This is a genomic window from Myxococcus sp. CA005 (assembly GCF_006518205.1).
Classification (GTDB): Bacteria; Myxococcota; Myxococcia; order Myxococcales; family Myxococcaceae; genus Myxococcus; species Myxococcus xanthus.
The window spans coordinates 13,876-29,861 of sequence record NZ_SRLV01000054.1 but is presented as its reverse complement, the minus strand read 5'-3'; the positions used below and the strand labels follow the sequence as shown (position 1 = coordinate 29,861).

14 protein-coding genes are annotated in these 15,986 nt (G+C 67.7%); 6 read left to right on the top strand and 8 right to left on the bottom strand.

Translation table 11 applies throughout. The annotated features are described in order from the left end of the window. Positions 1–2: 2 nt before the first annotated feature. The 6 genes from FMQ63_RS23050 to FMQ63_RS23025 all read right to left on the bottom strand — a co-directional run bounded on the left by FMQ63_RS23050 (position 3) and on the right by FMQ63_RS23025 (position 8,204). On the bottom strand, positions 3–1,229 hold the full coding sequence (locus FMQ63_RS23050) for a prepilin-type N-terminal cleavage/methylation domain-containing protein (RefSeq protein WP_011550498.1): 1,227 nt from the start codon (positions 1,227–1,229) through the stop codon (positions 3–5). Then, positions 1,226–1,756 carry a prepilin-type N-terminal cleavage/methylation domain-containing protein gene (locus tag FMQ63_RS23045; protein WP_011550499.1) on the bottom strand — a complete coding sequence of 177 codons (531 nt, stop codon included), beginning with the start codon at positions 1,754–1,756 and terminating at the stop codon, positions 1,226–1,228. Before FMQ63_RS23045 ends, FMQ63_RS23050 begins: the two co-directional genes overlap by 4 nt. Beyond that, a complete protein-coding gene (locus tag FMQ63_RS23040; protein ID WP_020478441.1) occupies positions 1,753–6,009 on the bottom strand; it encodes a DUF4114 domain-containing protein in 4,257 nt (1,418 codons plus the stop codon). Before FMQ63_RS23040 ends, FMQ63_RS23045 begins: the two co-directional genes overlap by 4 nt. Further along, positions 6,009–6,470, bottom strand: a complete 462-nt coding sequence (locus FMQ63_RS23035; protein ID WP_225909698.1) for a c-type cytochrome — start codon at positions 6,468–6,470, stop codon at positions 6,009–6,011. The genes FMQ63_RS23040 and FMQ63_RS23035 overlap by 1 nt, the downstream gene beginning before the upstream one ends. A gap of 19 nt (positions 6,471–6,489) precedes the next feature. Beyond that, complete coding sequence (locus tag FMQ63_RS23030; protein ID WP_225909699.1) at positions 6,490–7,206, bottom strand: type II secretion system protein; 717 nt, start codon at positions 7,204–7,206, stop codon at positions 6,490–6,492. Between the two features lie 239 nt (positions 7,207–7,445). Further along, positions 7,446–8,204 carry a Mut7-C RNAse domain-containing protein gene (locus FMQ63_RS23025; RefSeq protein WP_171452224.1) on the bottom strand — a complete coding sequence of 253 codons (759 nt, stop codon included), beginning with the start codon at positions 8,202–8,204 and terminating at the stop codon, positions 7,446–7,448. Positions 8,205–8,441: 237 nt separating this feature from the next. Here FMQ63_RS23025 and FMQ63_RS23020 point away from each other — a divergent pair, with 237 nt between their 5' ends. Further along, positions 8,442–9,818: an endonuclease/exonuclease/phosphatase family protein gene (locus FMQ63_RS23020; protein WP_026114065.1), complete on the top strand. Its 1,377-nt coding sequence runs from the start codon at positions 8,442–8,444 to the stop codon at positions 9,816–9,818. Between the two features lie 58 nt (positions 9,819–9,876). Here FMQ63_RS23020 and FMQ63_RS23015 read toward each other — a convergent pair whose 3' ends face one another. Further along, the gene (locus FMQ63_RS23015) at positions 9,877–10,230 is read right to left on the bottom strand and encodes a hypothetical protein (protein WP_020478440.1); all 354 of its coding nucleotides are present in this window, start codon (positions 10,228–10,230) and stop codon (positions 9,877–9,879) included. A 141-nt stretch (positions 10,231–10,371) separates the two neighbouring features. Between FMQ63_RS23015 and lspA (FMQ63_RS23010) the strand changes: the two genes are divergently transcribed. The 5 genes from lspA (FMQ63_RS23010) to FMQ63_RS22990 all read left to right on the top strand — a co-directional run bounded on the left by lspA (FMQ63_RS23010) (position 10,372) and on the right by FMQ63_RS22990 (position 14,878). Continuing rightward, complete coding sequence (gene lspA, locus FMQ63_RS23010; protein ID WP_011550506.1) at positions 10,372–10,968, top strand: signal peptidase II; 597 nt, start codon at positions 10,372–10,374, stop codon at positions 10,966–10,968. A 33-nt stretch (positions 10,969–11,001) separates the two neighbouring features. After that, positions 11,002–11,610, top strand: coding sequence for a signal peptidase II (lspA, locus tag FMQ63_RS23005; protein WP_011550507.1), 609 nt, complete (start codon positions 11,002–11,004; stop codon positions 11,608–11,610). An 87-nt stretch (positions 11,611–11,697) separates the two neighbouring features. After that, the gene (locus FMQ63_RS23000) at positions 11,698–13,002 is read left to right on the top strand and encodes a prolipoprotein diacylglyceryl transferase (protein WP_020478439.1); all 1,305 of its coding nucleotides are present in this window, start codon (positions 11,698–11,700) and stop codon (positions 13,000–13,002) included. A 41-nt stretch (positions 13,003–13,043) separates the two neighbouring features. Further along, positions 13,044–14,261 (top strand): MXAN_5187 C-terminal domain-containing protein, encoded by a 1,218-nt coding sequence (locus tag FMQ63_RS22995; RefSeq protein ID WP_011550509.1) that lies wholly within the window; start codon positions 13,044–13,046, stop codon positions 14,259–14,261. 230 nt (positions 14,262–14,491) lie between these two features. After that, on the top strand, positions 14,492–14,878 hold the full coding sequence (locus tag FMQ63_RS22990) for a hypothetical protein (protein WP_011550510.1): 387 nt from the start codon (positions 14,492–14,494) through the stop codon (positions 14,876–14,878). Between the two features lie 209 nt (positions 14,879–15,087). On the opposite strand, the gene FMQ63_RS22985 is transcribed toward FMQ63_RS22990, so the two are convergent. Beyond that, the gene (locus FMQ63_RS22985; RefSeq protein ID WP_011550512.1) at positions 15,088–15,915 is read right to left on the bottom strand and encodes an SDR family NAD(P)-dependent oxidoreductase; all 828 of its coding nucleotides are present in this window, start codon (positions 15,913–15,915) and stop codon (positions 15,088–15,090) included. Positions 15,916–15,986: the final 71 nt, after the last annotated feature.

Sequence of the window (15,986 nt, the reverse complement as noted above, 5' to 3'; positions counted from 1 at the left end):
GCTCAATTTTCCGTCAGGAGGGGCTGAAGTCCACCCGCCGCGAAGTTCCGGAGCATCACCCGGAACGTGAAGGTGCGCCGCTTGAAGCCATCAATCGGGAACCGCTCCCGATCCACACCAATGGGCTGGTCCGGGTCAAAGGCTTCACGGTCCTGCCGTGGCGTGCGGACGACCAGGGTGACCTCCACCTCGCGGACGCGCTGGAACAGCCGCTGGCGCAGCTCCTCGTCCGTCGCGGGCGCGACAAGTTCATTGGGGTGCTGTTCAATGGGGCAGGTGGTGATGGTGCAGGCATCCAGCCCGTTCGGTCGCCCGTTGGCCACATCCGGGAACCAGCGCATGCCTCCGAATGGCTGTGCGATGGCCGCGACCCCCAGCCGCACCGAGAGACGTTCGACATCCCGGCTCAGGACCACCCAGTTCGCCGCGCCCGGCCCCAGGTACTCCAGCGTCGGTGTTCCACTGGCCCAGTTCACGCGGTAGGTCGCGCTCTGGGCCGGCATGATGCGCCAGGATTCCCGGTCGGGCTCGGTGTTCCAGAAGTTCGGCTCCGAGGCGAAGTCACCACAGCGGTCTGTCGTCGTGGTCTCGATGCCAGTGCCCGGAACGACGTTGATTCGCCGCCCCGCGGCGTCCACGTTGGTGACTTCAACATGGCAGGCCAGATTCCTGGCGGGATTCACGAGCAGGGCCGGAGTCGTCGGCGCGGTGGTGGGCTGGAGCCTGGGCGAGGGATTCTCAACCGTGCAGAACGTCCGTGTGTCTGCGCGCACGTTGGTTCCAGCGCAGGGACTCAGCGTCACCATGCCTCGCGTGTCCCCCCAGTGAATCCGCAGGACGTCCGACACTTCTTCTTCAAGGTGCCCCGCGGGCGGCAGCGAGAAGGCGGGGTCCTCGGGGAAGGGACGCGTCAAGTCCGGCATGGACAGGTCGGGCTCCGTCCACATCTGGATGGCTGGATGGGTGCGCGTGTCACTGAAGACGATGGGGGCATTCCCCATGCCTGAGCCGGCCCGCTGCAGGTCGGCGGCAATCAACTCCTTCACCGTGCGCCCGGTGACCTGCGCCAGCATCGTCTGTTCTTCGAAGAGGGCACGCCGCTGCATCTGCATGGCCGCGACCAGTCCCGCTCCCAACACGATGAGGCCAATGGCAGTGGCAATCATCACCTCGAGCAGCGTGAAGCCATGGAGCGACCGGCGGCGATGGCGCGTCAAAGTCGTCTTCACGGCGCCATCCTCGTCTGGAGCACCACCACCTGCCGGTCGCTGCGCTCCTGCTCCTGCCAGCTCACGACGACGCGTACGTTGGCGATGTTCCCCGCGGTGTCTGGCACACCCGGGACGAGGTCCCGCTGCAGTTCCTCCGGAACCAGGGAGCCCGGCTCGATAGTGCTGAGGATGGAGGGGACGTCCACGTCCACGACGACCTGGTACTCACGCGCGATGACGGTCGGGTCGGCGGGACGCACGTTGCTCAGCGCGCCCGCGCTCGTCTGGAAGAGGACGTAGCTCTCATCCAGTCCTTCCAGGTTGCCGCACGGGGGCTGCACCGAGCAGCCCAGCAGCGTGATGTTCTCCATCGCCTGCTCGGCGATGAGTTGCGCCTGGGTGGCGCTGAGACTGCGGCGGTTGGAGTAGCTGGTCTGGGTCACGACCAGCATCGCCGCTCCGACGCCCATCAGCAGGATGGCCATGGTGGCCAGCACCTCCAGGAGCGTGATGCCCCGGTGCTGGCGCCTCTTCAGCGCTGTCACTGCGGCATCCTCCCGTCCGGGCTGGGGGCGTAGATAAGGACCTTCGAGCGGGCCGCGCCGCCGTTCGCATTGCCGTTGCCCCACTTCCCGCTGCCCTGCACCTTGACCTCTCCCGTGGCCGTGGGGATGAACAAGTGATTGTCATGCACCACAGGTGCGCTCACGCCGTGGCCACCGAGCGAAGCGCTGGTCATCGCGGGGGCGCTGTTGCCATCCGGAAGCAGGCCGGACTCGTAGAACCGGCCGCTCTCGTCCTGGCTCAGGTTGCAGACGTCCGCTGCGGCTCCGACGGCCGTGGTCGCGTAGACCTTGTCGTCCGCGAGCGTCACGCCGCCCCACACCGCCTGCCCCGGGTCCAGTTGCTGGACCCAGAGCGGGTCCAGCAGCGCGCACGCGCGGGTGCCGGAGGGGTCCGTGTCCTCGTAGCCCAGCAGGTGGTAGCGATAGGCGTTCTTGTTTTCGGGGCCGTCGGAGAACTCGTCTGGGTTGTCACCCGTGCCGAAGTAGAAGCGAACCACGGGGCTGCCAGAGTTCCGGACGATTCTCACGCCCAGGTTGGAGTGAATCTGCTGGTAGACGGGGTCCTGTCCCTTGGCCGCGTCGTCATGGTCCGACAGCGTGACGGGCGCGCTGGCGATCTTGCAGACCTTCACCTTCTGTCCCAGGGGCGCGTTCGGGTTCACCTGGTCCAGGTTGACGCGGTAGACGTTGCCCGCGGTGGTCGGCACGTACATGACGTCGTAGTTGCCGTCTCGGTCCAGGTCCACCAGCGCGGTCTCCGCGGCGATGCCAGAGCCCGTGTCCAAGGTGATGATGCCTGCCATGGCGCCAGCCGGTGAGCTTCCGTAGTTGAGCGGCTGCCCCGTCTTCATGTCGATGAGATAGAGGGCGCCAGCGCGGCCCGGCGACGAAGGCACCTGGCTGGTGCCCACGACGGCCGTCCACTTGCCCTCCGCCTCCGAGCCCCACACCAAGCGGCCAATGGAGGGTGCGTGATTCGTGCCGGAGTTGTCTGGCAACTGCACCTCCGGGGTCGTCACCTTGGCCGTGGAGAAGGCGTGCTCGATGTTCGAGGACCGCAGGTCGAACTCCCACAGCGGGAGCGGGTACCACGCGTCATCGGGATGGGTGATGTCCAACGCGATGACGGCGGGGCTGTTCTTGCCCGACCCGCTGACGAGGACCGTCTTGGCGCCCTGCGTCTTCGATGCGGTGGTCGAGCGAGTCCACGCGGCCGTGTTGGGGATGCCGAAGTCCACGTTGGCGATGCTGGGGGAGGCGTCCATGGAGGGTCTGGACAGGGCACCCGAGCCGTTGAAGCGCACGTAGAGGTTGCGATACTGGCTCAGCAGCATTCGCGGCAGATAGGCGAAGCGCTCCTGGCCGGAGCCGTAGTCGCGGCTGTTGATCTGGTTTTGATTGCAGGTCGTCGTCTCGAAGTAGCCGCGTGCCTGGGTTTTGCTGTTGCACGGGTCATGCGTGGAGTTGCGGAATTCGCCCGCGTCGAAGGCGTGCAGGTATCCATTCATGGTGCCCACGAAGGCCACGGTCGGCCGGTCCGCCAGCGGCTCCAGGAAGTTGCGGCGATACAGGTCGCGCTCGCTCGCGCGGGCATTGTTGGCCCAGGTGTCGAGGTACGGCGGCAGGCTGATGGCGACCGTGGACATGTTGATGCCACCCAGCGCCCACGGCCGACGGTCGTCACGGGTGCCTGGGGCGTGGCGGTCCTCCCAGCCATACAGCCACTCACGCAGGAAGTTGCGGTCGTTGGTGACGCCCGTGATGCGCTTCTCATCGGACTCGCTGGAGGGCGTGCCGCACTTCCCGTCATTGTTGAGGTCGTAGAGGTACCGGCCATTCCGCTCCTCGTCGCAGAGCGCGTCCGGGAAGAGCAGGCTGTTACTGCTGGTGTCCGACATCTCGTCGGTGATGGTGCTGCGTCCACCCGACGCGCCCATCGTGTAGAGCTTGCGCTGGAGCGGGTCGTCGCGATGTCCGTTGGTGCCGAAGGACAGGGCCATCACTCTGCCCGCGTCCCACCGCTGAACGGCCCGGGTGACGCTCGGCTCCTCCGGGTCATAGAGCGAGCGGAAGTAGAGCCGGCCGCGGAGGGTGAAGTCCTTCTGTCCGTCATAGGCGCGGATGCCTGGCGCGGGCATGCCGGAGCCCGGCCATGCCCCACCCCGGCCCCAGGCGCTGCCCGGCGTCTCGTTCACACCCCAGACGATGACGTTGGCCAGCGCGGACGGTGAGGCTCGCGAGTAGCTGCCGGCGCGGATGGCCTGATAGCCCACTTCGACGTCGTCGATGATGGGGCGGCACTGCTCGTTGGGACTGGTGATGTCCACCTTCCAGCAGAGCTGGGAGCCGGTGAAGCCCATGGCCATGATGTCCAGCTCCACCTCCTGCGTGGGCGGCGACGTGTCGGGGAAGTGGACCGGGAACCACGTCGGTGAATTCGGATTGGCCACGCACTCCATCTGCCCGGTGTCCGGGTGGGGACGGCAGACGCGGCAATCCACCGCCAGCGAATAGGCGATGGTGGGCTCGGGCCCGTCCTCCGGCGTGCACGCCCCCGGGACGTCCTCACTGAAGCAGGGGGCTCCGCCGGCGCAGGTGCGAGGCGCCGGCGCGAAGTCGTCCTGCCGCTTGAAGCGCACCTTGGTGATGACGAAGTCGTTGGCGATGTCCGGGGAGAGGTCTCCCGACACGGTGGCGGAGCGGGTGCTGCCGCCGTTCTGCTTGTTGACCACGAACACCACGTCGTTGAAGTCGCGGTCGCCGCCGCCAGGGATGTCTTCGAAGCCCAGAATCCAGCGGAAGGGGTCCGTGGTGGGCGCGCCCACGATGACGTGCGGCATGGGGTTGCGCACGCCGCCGGGCCTGGGAATCGTCACCCGCTCCATGGGCATCACGAGCCGACCGTAGAGCTCGTCGTTCGCGAGGCGATAGAGCGTGGTGTTCTGCTCCTCGATGGGGCCGTCCAGCCAGCCACAGAGATATTCGTTGGTGCCTTGGACCCGGCACGCCTGGTCAGGCGTGCTGGCGGGATTGTCCCGGTTGCAGCCTTCCAGGTATTGGCACCCGATGTTGCGCTCGGCAACGATAGTGCCGCCCTCGGGGTTCTGGTCCATGTTCCACGCCGCTTTGGAGAAGAAGACGTTGATGGACGTGCGCAGGTGCAGGGCGCAGCGGCCATCCGGGTCCTGCTTCAGACATGGATAGACGTAGCCTTCGTTGGGGCCGTGATTGCGGCTTGAATAGAACACGACGACGAAGAAGATGACTTCCTTCCCGCCCTCGATCATCCCCAGGTCCACGGTCCGGTCGTAGGGGGAGATTCCTCGGTCCGGGTTGTTGGCGCGTGGTAGCCCCCGCGGGTCGTAATGGGAGACGTCGTAGTCAGGGATACCGTCGGGGTAGTCGCCGGTGTCTGGGACCGGCGACAGGTTTCCGTAGGTGGAGCGGCCGTCGTCATCGTCGGCGAGCAGGAAGACCATTCGCCCCAGGCCCAGGTTTCCATTGCGGTCCGAAGGAGGCTCCAGGAGGTTGGGGATATGGGGAAAGAGCCCTCTATCTGAAAAGGCCCCGCCGGGGTTGTCGCGGTCGTTGGCGAAAGCCCCTACCACGTCCGTGATGTTGTACTCGAAGGTGTAACCCGGGCGGGCGTCCGCGATCTCGCGGTGGTTCTCGTCGAAGGTGTTGCGGCACTCGGAGTTCATCGCCAGTTCGGGCTGGTTGTACGTCTCTCCGTCCGAGACGAAGTTCCGCGTGCAGCGCCGACTCTCGCCAATGTAGGGGCGGGCCTTGTCGCCGCTCCGGGGCGCGAGGTTGAACAGGTCCTCGTGCAGGTCGAAGATGCCGTTGTTGTTGCTGTCGACGAGGTTGCCGTTGCTGTCGACATAGCCCCTGACGCGGAGGTCATCCATGTACATGTAGCCGAGCGCATGCGAGGCGCCTGCCGATTCGTACACGTAGCTGATGGTGACGTTCTGATCGAACGGGAAGTAGATGTTCTCGACGTTCAGTGCCGTGCGGTTCGTGTTGAGCTGGAGCCGGGCCGGTGATTCCTCGGTGATGAGGACGGTCGATGACTCGATCTCCAGGTTCTCTTCACTGAATTCGGGCTGCTTGTTCTGGTCGAGCTGGTTTTCGCACAACTGGGCCGGTGCCGACTCCGGCGTGGTCTGGGCGGAGGCCAACGGCGCGGTCAACAAGGTGACGGCGGCCAGTGTCTGGATGAGGGTGCGCATCACTTCTTCCCCTGCGAACGGCGGGACGGTTCATCCGCCTGGCGCTGCTTCTGCGCCTGGCGCGCTGCGAGGTCCTGCTTGAGCTGCAGGCGAAGCTGCTCCTCGCGCGTAGGAGGTGTGGGGTGGAGGCTGAGCGCCAGGTAGCTGAGGAGCAGCTCCCTGTCGCCATCGGGTAGCAGGCGCGTATCGCAACCCGTCTTGGGTTTGATCTGGTTGGGGCCTGCCAGCCATGCGCGCAGTTGGTCGGGCGTGCGCATCGGGACCACGGGGCCCAGGTCGACGCTCGGCCCGCGCCTGCGGGAGTTCGGGGCCTTGGCCGCGGCCTTTGTTTTCTTCTGTCCTTGCGCGGTGACGACGTGACAGCGGGCGCAGGCCTTCTCGAAGGCGAGCTTGCCTTCATCCGTGGCGCTGCTGGCCAGTCCCGGCAGGAGCAGGAGGGACAACAGGATGAGTCGGTTCATGGGGGCGCTCAACGAGAGGTCAAGGGGCGGGGGTGATGTCCACTTCATTTCCGACGTCGGTCACCGTGCCGGAGCCGTCGAAGGTGCCTGCGGGGCCGCCTCCCTCCTGAGTCGGGCCAGGGCTGGTGACGGCCGGCGCGTTCTCGTTGGAGATGAGGGCCTGGATGACAGCGCGTGTGGGCCGGCTTCCATCGCGGCCCACGACCTCTCCGACGGCGATGAGCCAGACCTGCCCATTGTCATCGTCGAGACCTGACGTGGTGGCGTCCTCGTCATCCCGGACGAAGACGCGATAGCGCACGTTCGTTTGGAGCGGGAAGGCGGCGTAGGCATCGCCCGAGGGGCTCTGGCGCTCCGTGGGCGCCAAGTCCGACTCGTCGATGGCCAGCGAGTTCCAGCCTCCGACCCCGCCTGGCCCTTGAAGGACCTCGAGATAGGGACGGTCGCCGCCTGCCGGCAGGCCCGGTTCGTTGACTTGCGGCATCGCCGCGAGCGCGGACGAATAGCTCTGCAGATTGCCCAGCCGGATGCGCATCGCCTCGCGCCCCTCGGCCAGTCCCGCCTCCGCCGCGAAGTAGGCCTCCTTGTAGCGGCGGCCATCACCCTGGACTTCCGCCTCGCGGCTCACCACGCCGTAGCTGAGAAGCACCGCGAGGGTGACCATCGTGACGACGCCCATGGCGAGCAGCAGCGTGAAGCCACCTTGCCGCCGTCGGGTTGTGGGACGTTGCACCATGTCGCGGGACTCCCTTGGACTCCGGCCCGTGAGGGCGATACCAGTGTTACTCACTAGGCAATTGCCATGCCTGAGCGGCGGCACTGTAACTGGCCGGAACTCGTGGGCAACGTTAGGGTCGCACCTCAGGGTTGGGTCTCAAGAGACCTCGCAAGAGTTGCGGAGTTGCAATTGCTTGCGAGGTTTCCGTTACGCCCTGGTGACTTCTCGGGTTCCAATGTTCTGAGCGAACCGGACGCCTAGGGGGCGCCTTCGAGCTCGCGCAGTCGGACCACCAGGGCCTGCATTCGTTGGTGGTGCGTGCCGGCCCAGTAGACGCGCTGGCAGTCCGGACACTGTTGGAAGCGCGAGTGCCGTTCCGCCACGCGCTCGGGGATGCGGCCGGCCACCTCGGATGGCTCGGCGGAGGTCAGCGCGGCGTTGCAGGCGACGCAGCGCGAGAAGGGATGCATGCGGGACGTCAGCCCGTAGCGGCGCACCACCTCAACCAGTTGCTCCGCCGGGTCCGTCGAGCGGGGGAAGTAGCCACGCAGGACTTCGCCGCGCTTGAGCACCCCGATGTCACGCGAGAGGAGGATGCGGTCCTCGTCATGTGAGAGCCGCGCGAGCGTGTCGTCCGCGAAGTCGTTGCGCCACAGGGCGTCGAAGCCGAGCATCCGCAAGAAGCCCACGAGCCGTCCCAGCCCCACGTCGAGCACGAAGCGGGGCGTGTCCTGGAGCGGAGGCCCCACCCGGACGCCGGGCTCCTCGACCATGGACGTGGGGTAGACCTCCACGCACGCGCCCGGCTGCACCCGGTGCGTGAAGCCCACGGCCTCGCCATCCACGCGCACCACGTCCATTTCCGGGTGGGGCGGACCCAGGGACTCGATGAGGTCCTTCACCGACGGGCGGCCTCTCAGCGCGTGGCTGAACGTCTGATGCCGGTGCGCGGGAGACAGGAAGTCATTCAGCGCGCCATGGAAGCGCATCGTCACCTGGGCCTTCGGCTGTCCCATGTCCACCCTCCGGCCCGCGTTGTCGCGGCCCTCCGTGCTTCACGGGGATGTTTCTGTGACTGCCGTGCCGGGTCCGCCAGACTTCCCGTGACGTTTCGGAGTGACTGCGTAGATAAAATCGTTCAGCTGTGCCATAAGTCACAAGATCGTCACATCGAGGGTTCCTATACTCCCGCCGCCGTCCGCACCTGGGTGTCGTCGGCGATTTCCCCCCTCTCGACTCCTGAGTCCGACAGCATGAAGAAGACGCTCACCTCCCTCCTGTGCGCGGCGGTTTCGCTCACCCTTCTTTCCCTGGCGTGTGGTGAGGGCAACCCACCTCAGGTGCCGCAGCCGCTCGAGGACGGAGGGGTTCTCTGGACGGAGTGCAGCCCCGAGGGCGCCAGGGAAGACTGCTCGCAGGGCGAATCCTGCATCTTCGTCGCGTCCCATGACCGCCACCTGTGCGTCCGGGCCTGTGATTCGCAGACCGCGTGCGAGCACCCGGATGCGGTCTGCTGCCCCTCGTCCGGAGAGGGGGCCGAGGGCGGCCACTGCGTGCCGAGCAACGCGTGCGTGCCGACCGACGCGGGCGTGGACGGCGGCTCGAACGAGGAGACGGACGGCGGCACCCAGGAAGAAGACGCGGGCGTGGACCCGGAGCCGGATGCCGGCACCGACCCCGAGCCGGACGCGGGCGTGGACCCGGAGCCGGATGCTGGCACCGAGCCCGACGCGGGCACGGATGCCGGTACGGACGCGGGCACGGATGCCGGTACGGACGCGGGCACGGATGCCGGTACGGACGCGGGCACGGATGCCGGGACTGACGGTGGCACGGACGCGGGCCACACCCCCATCCGGGTGATGGCGTCCAACCTCAGCAGCGGCAACTACCAGTCCTACGACCCGGGGCACGGCATCCGCCTCATCAAGGGCGTGCACCCGGACATCGTGCTGATGCAGGAGTTCAACTACGGGAGCAACTCGGCGTCGGACATCCGCTCGCTGGTGGATCAGATTGCGCCGGGCTTCCACTACTCCCGTGAGACGGGCGCGCAGATTCCCAATGGCATCATCAGCCGCTGGCCCATCATCCAGTTCGGCCAGTGGCCCGACCCGCGCGTGTCCAACCGGGACTTCGCCTGGGCGCGCATCGACATCCCCGGTCCCCGCGACCTCTGGGCGGTGAGCGTGCACCTGCTCACGTCCAGCTCCAGCAACCGCAACGCGGAGGCGCAGTCCATCGTCAATGAGGTCCGCTCGCAGATTCCCGAGGACGATTACCTCGTCATCGGTGGCGACCTGAACACGGACAGCTTCAGCGAGTCCTGCTTCGCCACCTTCCGGCAGGTCGTGACGACGGCGGGGCCGCACCCGGCGGACCACAACGGCAACACGGGCACCAACAGCAACCGCAACAAGCCCTACGACCAGATTCTGGTGGACCAGGACCTGCGCCAGTACCAGCAGGCGACCGTCATTGGCTCCAGCACCTTCCCCAACGGGCTGGTGCTCGACAGCCGCACCTACCGGCCGCTGTCGGAGATTGCCCCGGTGCAGTCCGGCGACAGCAGTTCCTCCAACATGCAGCACATGGGCGTGGTGAAGGACTTCCTCGTCCCCAACTTCTGAGGGGACGCTCTTTCTGGCGGGTTCGCGGCGGCCATCCTGGGCCGCCGCGGGCCTCGGCTCAGAAGCTCCACTTGTGCTTGTTCCGCTCAATGAAGCGCGCCACGGGAGGAATCCGGGCGATGAGCGGCGTGAGCACGAACACCGCGGCCAGGCGCAGCGGCTTCACCACCTGCGACGCCGCGTAGGCCGCCGCCCAACTGCCCGCCTTCTCGCCGGTGCTGCTGGGCTGGAAGCCGAACTCGATGGCGGCGTAGAAGCCCACGACTACCAAGCCGAAGATGACGTAGTTCACCACCAACGCCAGCGGCCCGAATTCGAGCATCAGGTTCTTGAAGCGGGCCATCAGCGAGGGCTTCGCTGGCTTGGTCGCGGCCTCGGTGGGTGGGGGCGTGTCGGAGACTGAAGGATTCACGTCGGGCTCAACAGGCGGCATGGTGACACCATGCCCCAAACCCGTGCTGGCCGGGAGATGGAGCGAGCGGACAGGGAAGGGGCGGGTGGGCACTCTTCGTTGTCAGGACTCCGAGGAGCGGGATAGAGGAGGGCGCGCGACATGAAAGTCTCCCATCGATTCGTCCTCCTCGTGATTGTCGCGGTGCTCGCCGCAGACCAGGTGACCAAGTACCTAGCTGTCTCTCGGCTGACGGATGCCCTGGATGGGCGGGAAGGCCTGGCGCGGGTGACGGGCTTCGTCACCGAGCAGAACCTGGACAACCGCCCGCCGCCCGAGGACGGCTCGTACCGGGTGTTGCGGCCCTATCGCTTCATCGAGGACTACTGGCACTTCCGCTACGTGGAGAACCCGGGCGCGGCCTGGGGCATCTTCGGCGACATGCCCGAGGGCGTGCGACGCCTCTTCTTCCTCGTGGTGAGTCTGGCGGCCATGGGCTTCATCTTCGTGATGTACCGGCGCACGCCCATGGAGCAGCGGCTGGCCCGGGTGGCCCTGGCGCTGGTGACGGGTGGTGCGCTGGGCAACTTCGTGGACCGGTTGTTGCGTGGCTACGTCATCGACTTCATCGACTGGCACTGGCGCAACCAGCCGGGGATGCGCTGGCCGACCTTCAACGTGGCGGACGTGGCCATCAGCGTCGGGGTGGGTCTCATGCTGCTGGACTCGCTGCGGGCGCCGAAAAGCCCCAATCCGTGACGGGCGGGCGGCGGCTGGTGTAAGTCCCGGCCCGTGCCGCGCAAATACATCATCCTCCTCGCCGTCACCCTTGGCGTCATCGTGCTCGACCAGTGGACGAAGTACCTCGTCGTCCGCGAGCTGACCACCCAGATGGAAGGCAAGGAGAGCCTGGGCGAGCGCCTGGCCTCGATGTACTCCGAGCCGCCCCCCAAGGGCTTCACGGGGATGCACTATCAGCCCCGGCGGCACATCGAGATTTCGGAGTCGTTCTTCCGCATCCGCTACCTGGAGAACCCGGGCGCCGCGTGGGGCATGTTCCGGAGCATGCCGCCTGAGGCGCGGGTACCGCTCTTCCACGTGGCCATCATTGGCGCGCTCATCCTCATCACTTTCAGCTTCCGCAAGCTGACCGGCACGGACCCGGAAGAGAAGTGGGCGCTGTGGGGGCTGCCGTTGGTGCTGGGCGGCGCGCTGGGCAACTACATCGACCGCGTCGCCCGGGCCTTCGTCATCGACTTCCTCGAGGTCCACTGGTTCGACAAGGCGACCTTCCCGTCCTTCAACGTCGCCGACGCGGCCATCTGCATTGGCGTGGGCATGCTCATCATCGACTCCTTCGTCCGCAAGGAGAAGCCGGCCCAGGCCCCCACCCAGGCCTAGGCCGCCGCATCGGGCCGAGCAGCCAGGCGGCCCGGATGCGCGCATGCGTGTCGTCCCGCCCGCGCAACGAGGGTAGCCTTCGTTGCCATGCTCCCCGTCCTCGTCCACCTCACCTTCACTTCGCTCTGGTCGCAGCTCCTGCTGTACGCGATGGCCGCGGGCACGGTGGGCTACGTCGTCTTCAATGGCTGGCGCAGCGCCGAGGGTGAGTTGGATGCCCGGACGGGCACGCGCGTGCCAGTGTCCGCGCAAGACCGGCTGCTGCGGGCCGCGGGGTATGGCGTCGTGGGCGCGGTGCTGGCCTGGTTCGCCCTGCAGTACTCGCTGCCGCCCGGGGCCTTTCCGGGTGCCAAGGGCGAGGGCATCCCCGTGCACACCTATGGCCTGCTGCTGGCCCTGGGCTTCATCACCGCGGTGACGGTGGCGGGCCGGCTGGCGCAGGACGAATGGCGCACGCTGGAGCTGAAGGACGGGGCGTGGGTGGACGTGGAGGGGCCGAAGAAGCGCGAGCAAATCATGGACATGACGGTCTGGATTCTGCTCGGCGGTATCGGCGGGAGCCGGCTGCTCTTCGTGCTCGTGAACTGGCAGGACTACGCCCGTGACTGGACGCAGGTGTTCTCCCTGGGCGGAGGGCTCGTCTTCTATGGCGGCCTGATTGGCGCGTCCGTGGCCGCGTTCGTGTTCGCGCGGATGCATGGTCTGGATTTCTGGCGCCTCGCTGACGTGTGCATCCCCACCGTGTCGTTGGGCCAGTGCCTGGGCCGCCTGGGCTGCTTCAGCGCGGGTTGCTGCTGGGGGGACGTGGCGCCCGCGCATGCCGCCACCGCCGTGCACTTCCCCGGCAGCGGGGTGGCGCAGGACCTCCTGGGCGGGGTGGGCAACACGTCCAGCCTGGCGTATTCATCCCAACTCCAGGACACGCGGTACGTCGTGGAAGCTACGGGTGAAATCTTCCACCACGCCGCGCCTGGCGCGGTACGCATCTCGGATTGGGTGGCGCAGCAGGGCTACACCCTGGGGGTGTACCCCACCCAGCTCTTCGAGTCCGTCGGGCAACTGGTGCTCTTCGTGGGGCTGCTGTACGCCCGGCGCTACCGCCGCTTCCATGGCCACGTCCTGGCGTTCTGGCTGATGGCCTATGCGGTGCTGAGGAGCACGGTGGAGCTGTTCCGTGGGGACGTGGAGCGCGGCACCCTGCACGGCCTGCTCCAGTCGCTGGGGGCGGGGGAGCTGGCGGCGGCGGTGCCGCTGGAGGCGTGGTACAATGTCTCCACCAGCCAGTTCATCTCCCTGTGCATGTTCACCTTTGGCGCGGTGCTGCTCGCCCAGAAGGGCCGCCGCCGGGAGAGCGAGGCGGAAAGCCTGGGGCCTACCCCCTCGGCTGCGTGAGGTTGAATCGCGCGGGCCTCTTGGGGACACTCTGAGGAGTCATGCCGCCCCCCGACGCCCGACAGTCCGCATCCAAGAGCTTCGCTGGCAGGTCCACCCCGGCCGACCCCGGCTCCAGCGAGGCCGTCCTCCAGGAGTGCGAAGCCCTGGAGGCGGAGGTCGCCGTCCTTCGCAATCTCTACGAACAGTACTTCCTGGGCAACGAGCGTCAGGCGCCGTCGCGCGCTCACGAAGACCTCAAGAAGCGGATGAACAAGCTGAAGGGCGCGTTCATCCGCAGCACCTCCGCCAAGTTCCGCGTCGCCGGCCTGTACAACAAGTTCCTCACGTACGAACGGTTGTGGATGCGCACGCTCCAGGAAATCGAAGCGGGCACCTATCGCCGGGATGTCTTCAAGGCGCGCCGCCGCGCGGAGACCCGGAAGGCCGGCGCGACGGGCACGGCGGGGCAGAAGGGCGTGGTCGAGTTGCCGGAGGACATCTCCGACATGGACTTCGAGGAGGTGGAGGAGTTGATCCGCCCCCGTCCCGTCAACGAGCCGCAGGTGGCCGCCAGCTTTCTCCAAGCCACGGGTGGAGCGCCGTCGAAGGGCCCGCCTGCGGTCGCGCCGCTGACGCCCGCCATTGCGCCCCTCACGCCCGCGGTGGGAAGCACGCCGCTGCGAGGCGCCCCCGCCGTTGCGCCGCTGACAGGCATTCCCTCCGTGGCGCCCGTGGCGGGGACACCTCCGCGCGGGCAGCCCACTGTGACGCCCGCGGCGGGTGGCACGCCTGCGCACGGCACGTCGGTGGCGCCGCCGGGCATGGCGGCGAAGGCACCGGGCGCCGTGGCCAGCACGCCGCCTCCGTCGAGGACTTCTGCCGTCGGCGCGAGCAGCACGCCGCCTCCGTCGCGGCCCGTGGCCACCGGCGCCGGGAGCATGGCTCCCCCGCCGAGGGCGCCCGGCACGGGCACGGCCGGCAACATCCCTCCGCCGTCGCGGCCCGCTTCGATGCCGCCTTCCTCTGCCGCATCCCGGCCCCCCTCGGCGAGCGGCGGAGGCGGGTTGGCGGATGACAAGCTGCGTGCCGTCTACGACGCGTACGTCACCGCGAAGCGCCGCTGCCAGGAGGACACGTCGAAGCTGTCCTACGAGTCGGTGGCGGCCACGTTGCGCAAGCAGGTGCCGGAGCTGCTCAAGCAGCACAACGCGAAGGCGGTGGAGTTCAAGGTCGTCATCAAGGACGGCAAGGCATCGCTCAAGGCCGTGCCGAAGTAGACGTCACCGGACAGTGCGCGGGCGGCCGCACGTCGTTGGCTGGACGCAGGTGTGCGCGCATCCCCTTCCGCCGCCGACCTGCCCCCCGCGCCACCAGTGTCGGGAATCGTCGCCTGCTGAAAGAACGACTGCCTCTGCTGCTTGGGCGGGTTGTCGCCCCGGGGGTGCCTCCCTAGCTTGCGTTTCGCGTAAGCGGCCGGTGGGCGGCGCGAGACACTGCGGGAGGCGACGTGGGGATTCGGCGGAGGTGGCTCGGGCTTTCCATGGTGATGGGACTCTCCCTGGGCACGGGGTGCATGTCGCCCTCTCAGGAGGCTCAGGAGCGTCTCGCGGCGCTGGAGGCCGAAGGCGAGGCGATGGACGCGGTGCTCGACTCCGTCGAGGAGCGGCTCCTGGGCAACCAGGCCATGCTCCAGACGTGGCAGGAGCTTGGTCGCCGCCACCAGCAAGTGACGCAGCTGCACTGCGAGACGTCCGACCCACACATGATCGCGATGATGAAGCACTACAAGAAGCAGGAGGACCGCGCGCGTCAGCTCAAGCGGCGCGGCAGTGGTGTCGCCTCGGTGGACAAGGCGGTGCTCACCTCCGGCAAGGCGCCGCGCGGCAACAACTGACGGCGCTCAGACGCTGAGCCTTTCGCGGAAGCGCTGCGACTGGCGGCGGGACATCTCCACCTCGCGGCACCGCGCAGGCGCAGCGACAGGACGAACAGCGACGAAAGGGCGTGGCGAAAATGCAGCCCATCTTCAAGCCGGGCGAGGATGGGATGCTGCCGTCGAGCCTCATCGAGCGCGGCCTCTGTCGGCCAGCGCCTTGAAGGGGCTCAGCGTCGTCGCAGAAGCCACGCGCGAGCGGAGGGGTTCATCGCGGCGACGGCGCGGAGGAAGAGGCTGGGGGCCATGCGGCGCAGGCGCCAGCCCCAGCGCGCATCCGCCATGGGGACGGTGTAGAGGCTTCGCGCGTCCACGGCCTTCAGGAGCCTGCGCGCGACGACCTCCGGGCCCAGGCGGGCTTCATCCAGCATCAAGCCGGCGAGGGTTCGAAGCGTGTCCTTGGTGTAGTGGCCCGTGCTGGCGATTCGGGTGCGGAAGAAGCTGGGGCACGCCACGGTGACGCCGATGCCGGTGGCCTTCAGTTCGGCGTGGAGTGTTTCGGAGAGCGCGATCACGCCCGCCTTGGACACGTTGTAGGCCGCCAGGTCGGGCACGTACACGAGTCCCGCCGCCGAGGCGATGTTGAGGATGTGGCCGGACCCCTGCCTGCGCATCCGGGGGACGAAGACATGGCAGCCGTGGATGACGCCCCACAGGTTGATGTCCAGCACGCGCTTCCATTCGGAGAGTGACAGCTCGCCCACTGGGCCCGCGCTGACGACGCCCGCGTTGTTGACCAGCAGGTCCACGCCGCCCAGGGCCTGCTCCGCGGCGTCGGCCATGGCTTCGACCTGGGCCGGCTCGGTGACATCACAGACATGGACGTGCGCTTCGCCTCCCGCGCGGGTGACGCGCAGCGCTGTCTCCTCGGCGGAGGCGGCGTTGATGTCGGTGACGAGCACGCGGGCCCGTCTGCGTGCGAGCTCCTCGCAGAGCGCGCGGCCCAGGCCGCTGCCTGCACCCGTGATGACGGCTCTTGGATGGGATGGAAGGCTCATGCGTGTCGTTGGCGCTCAGCATGTCCTTGTCGCGGCCTTCGCCGCCATCTCCCCGGCGGTGCCTTGACGCG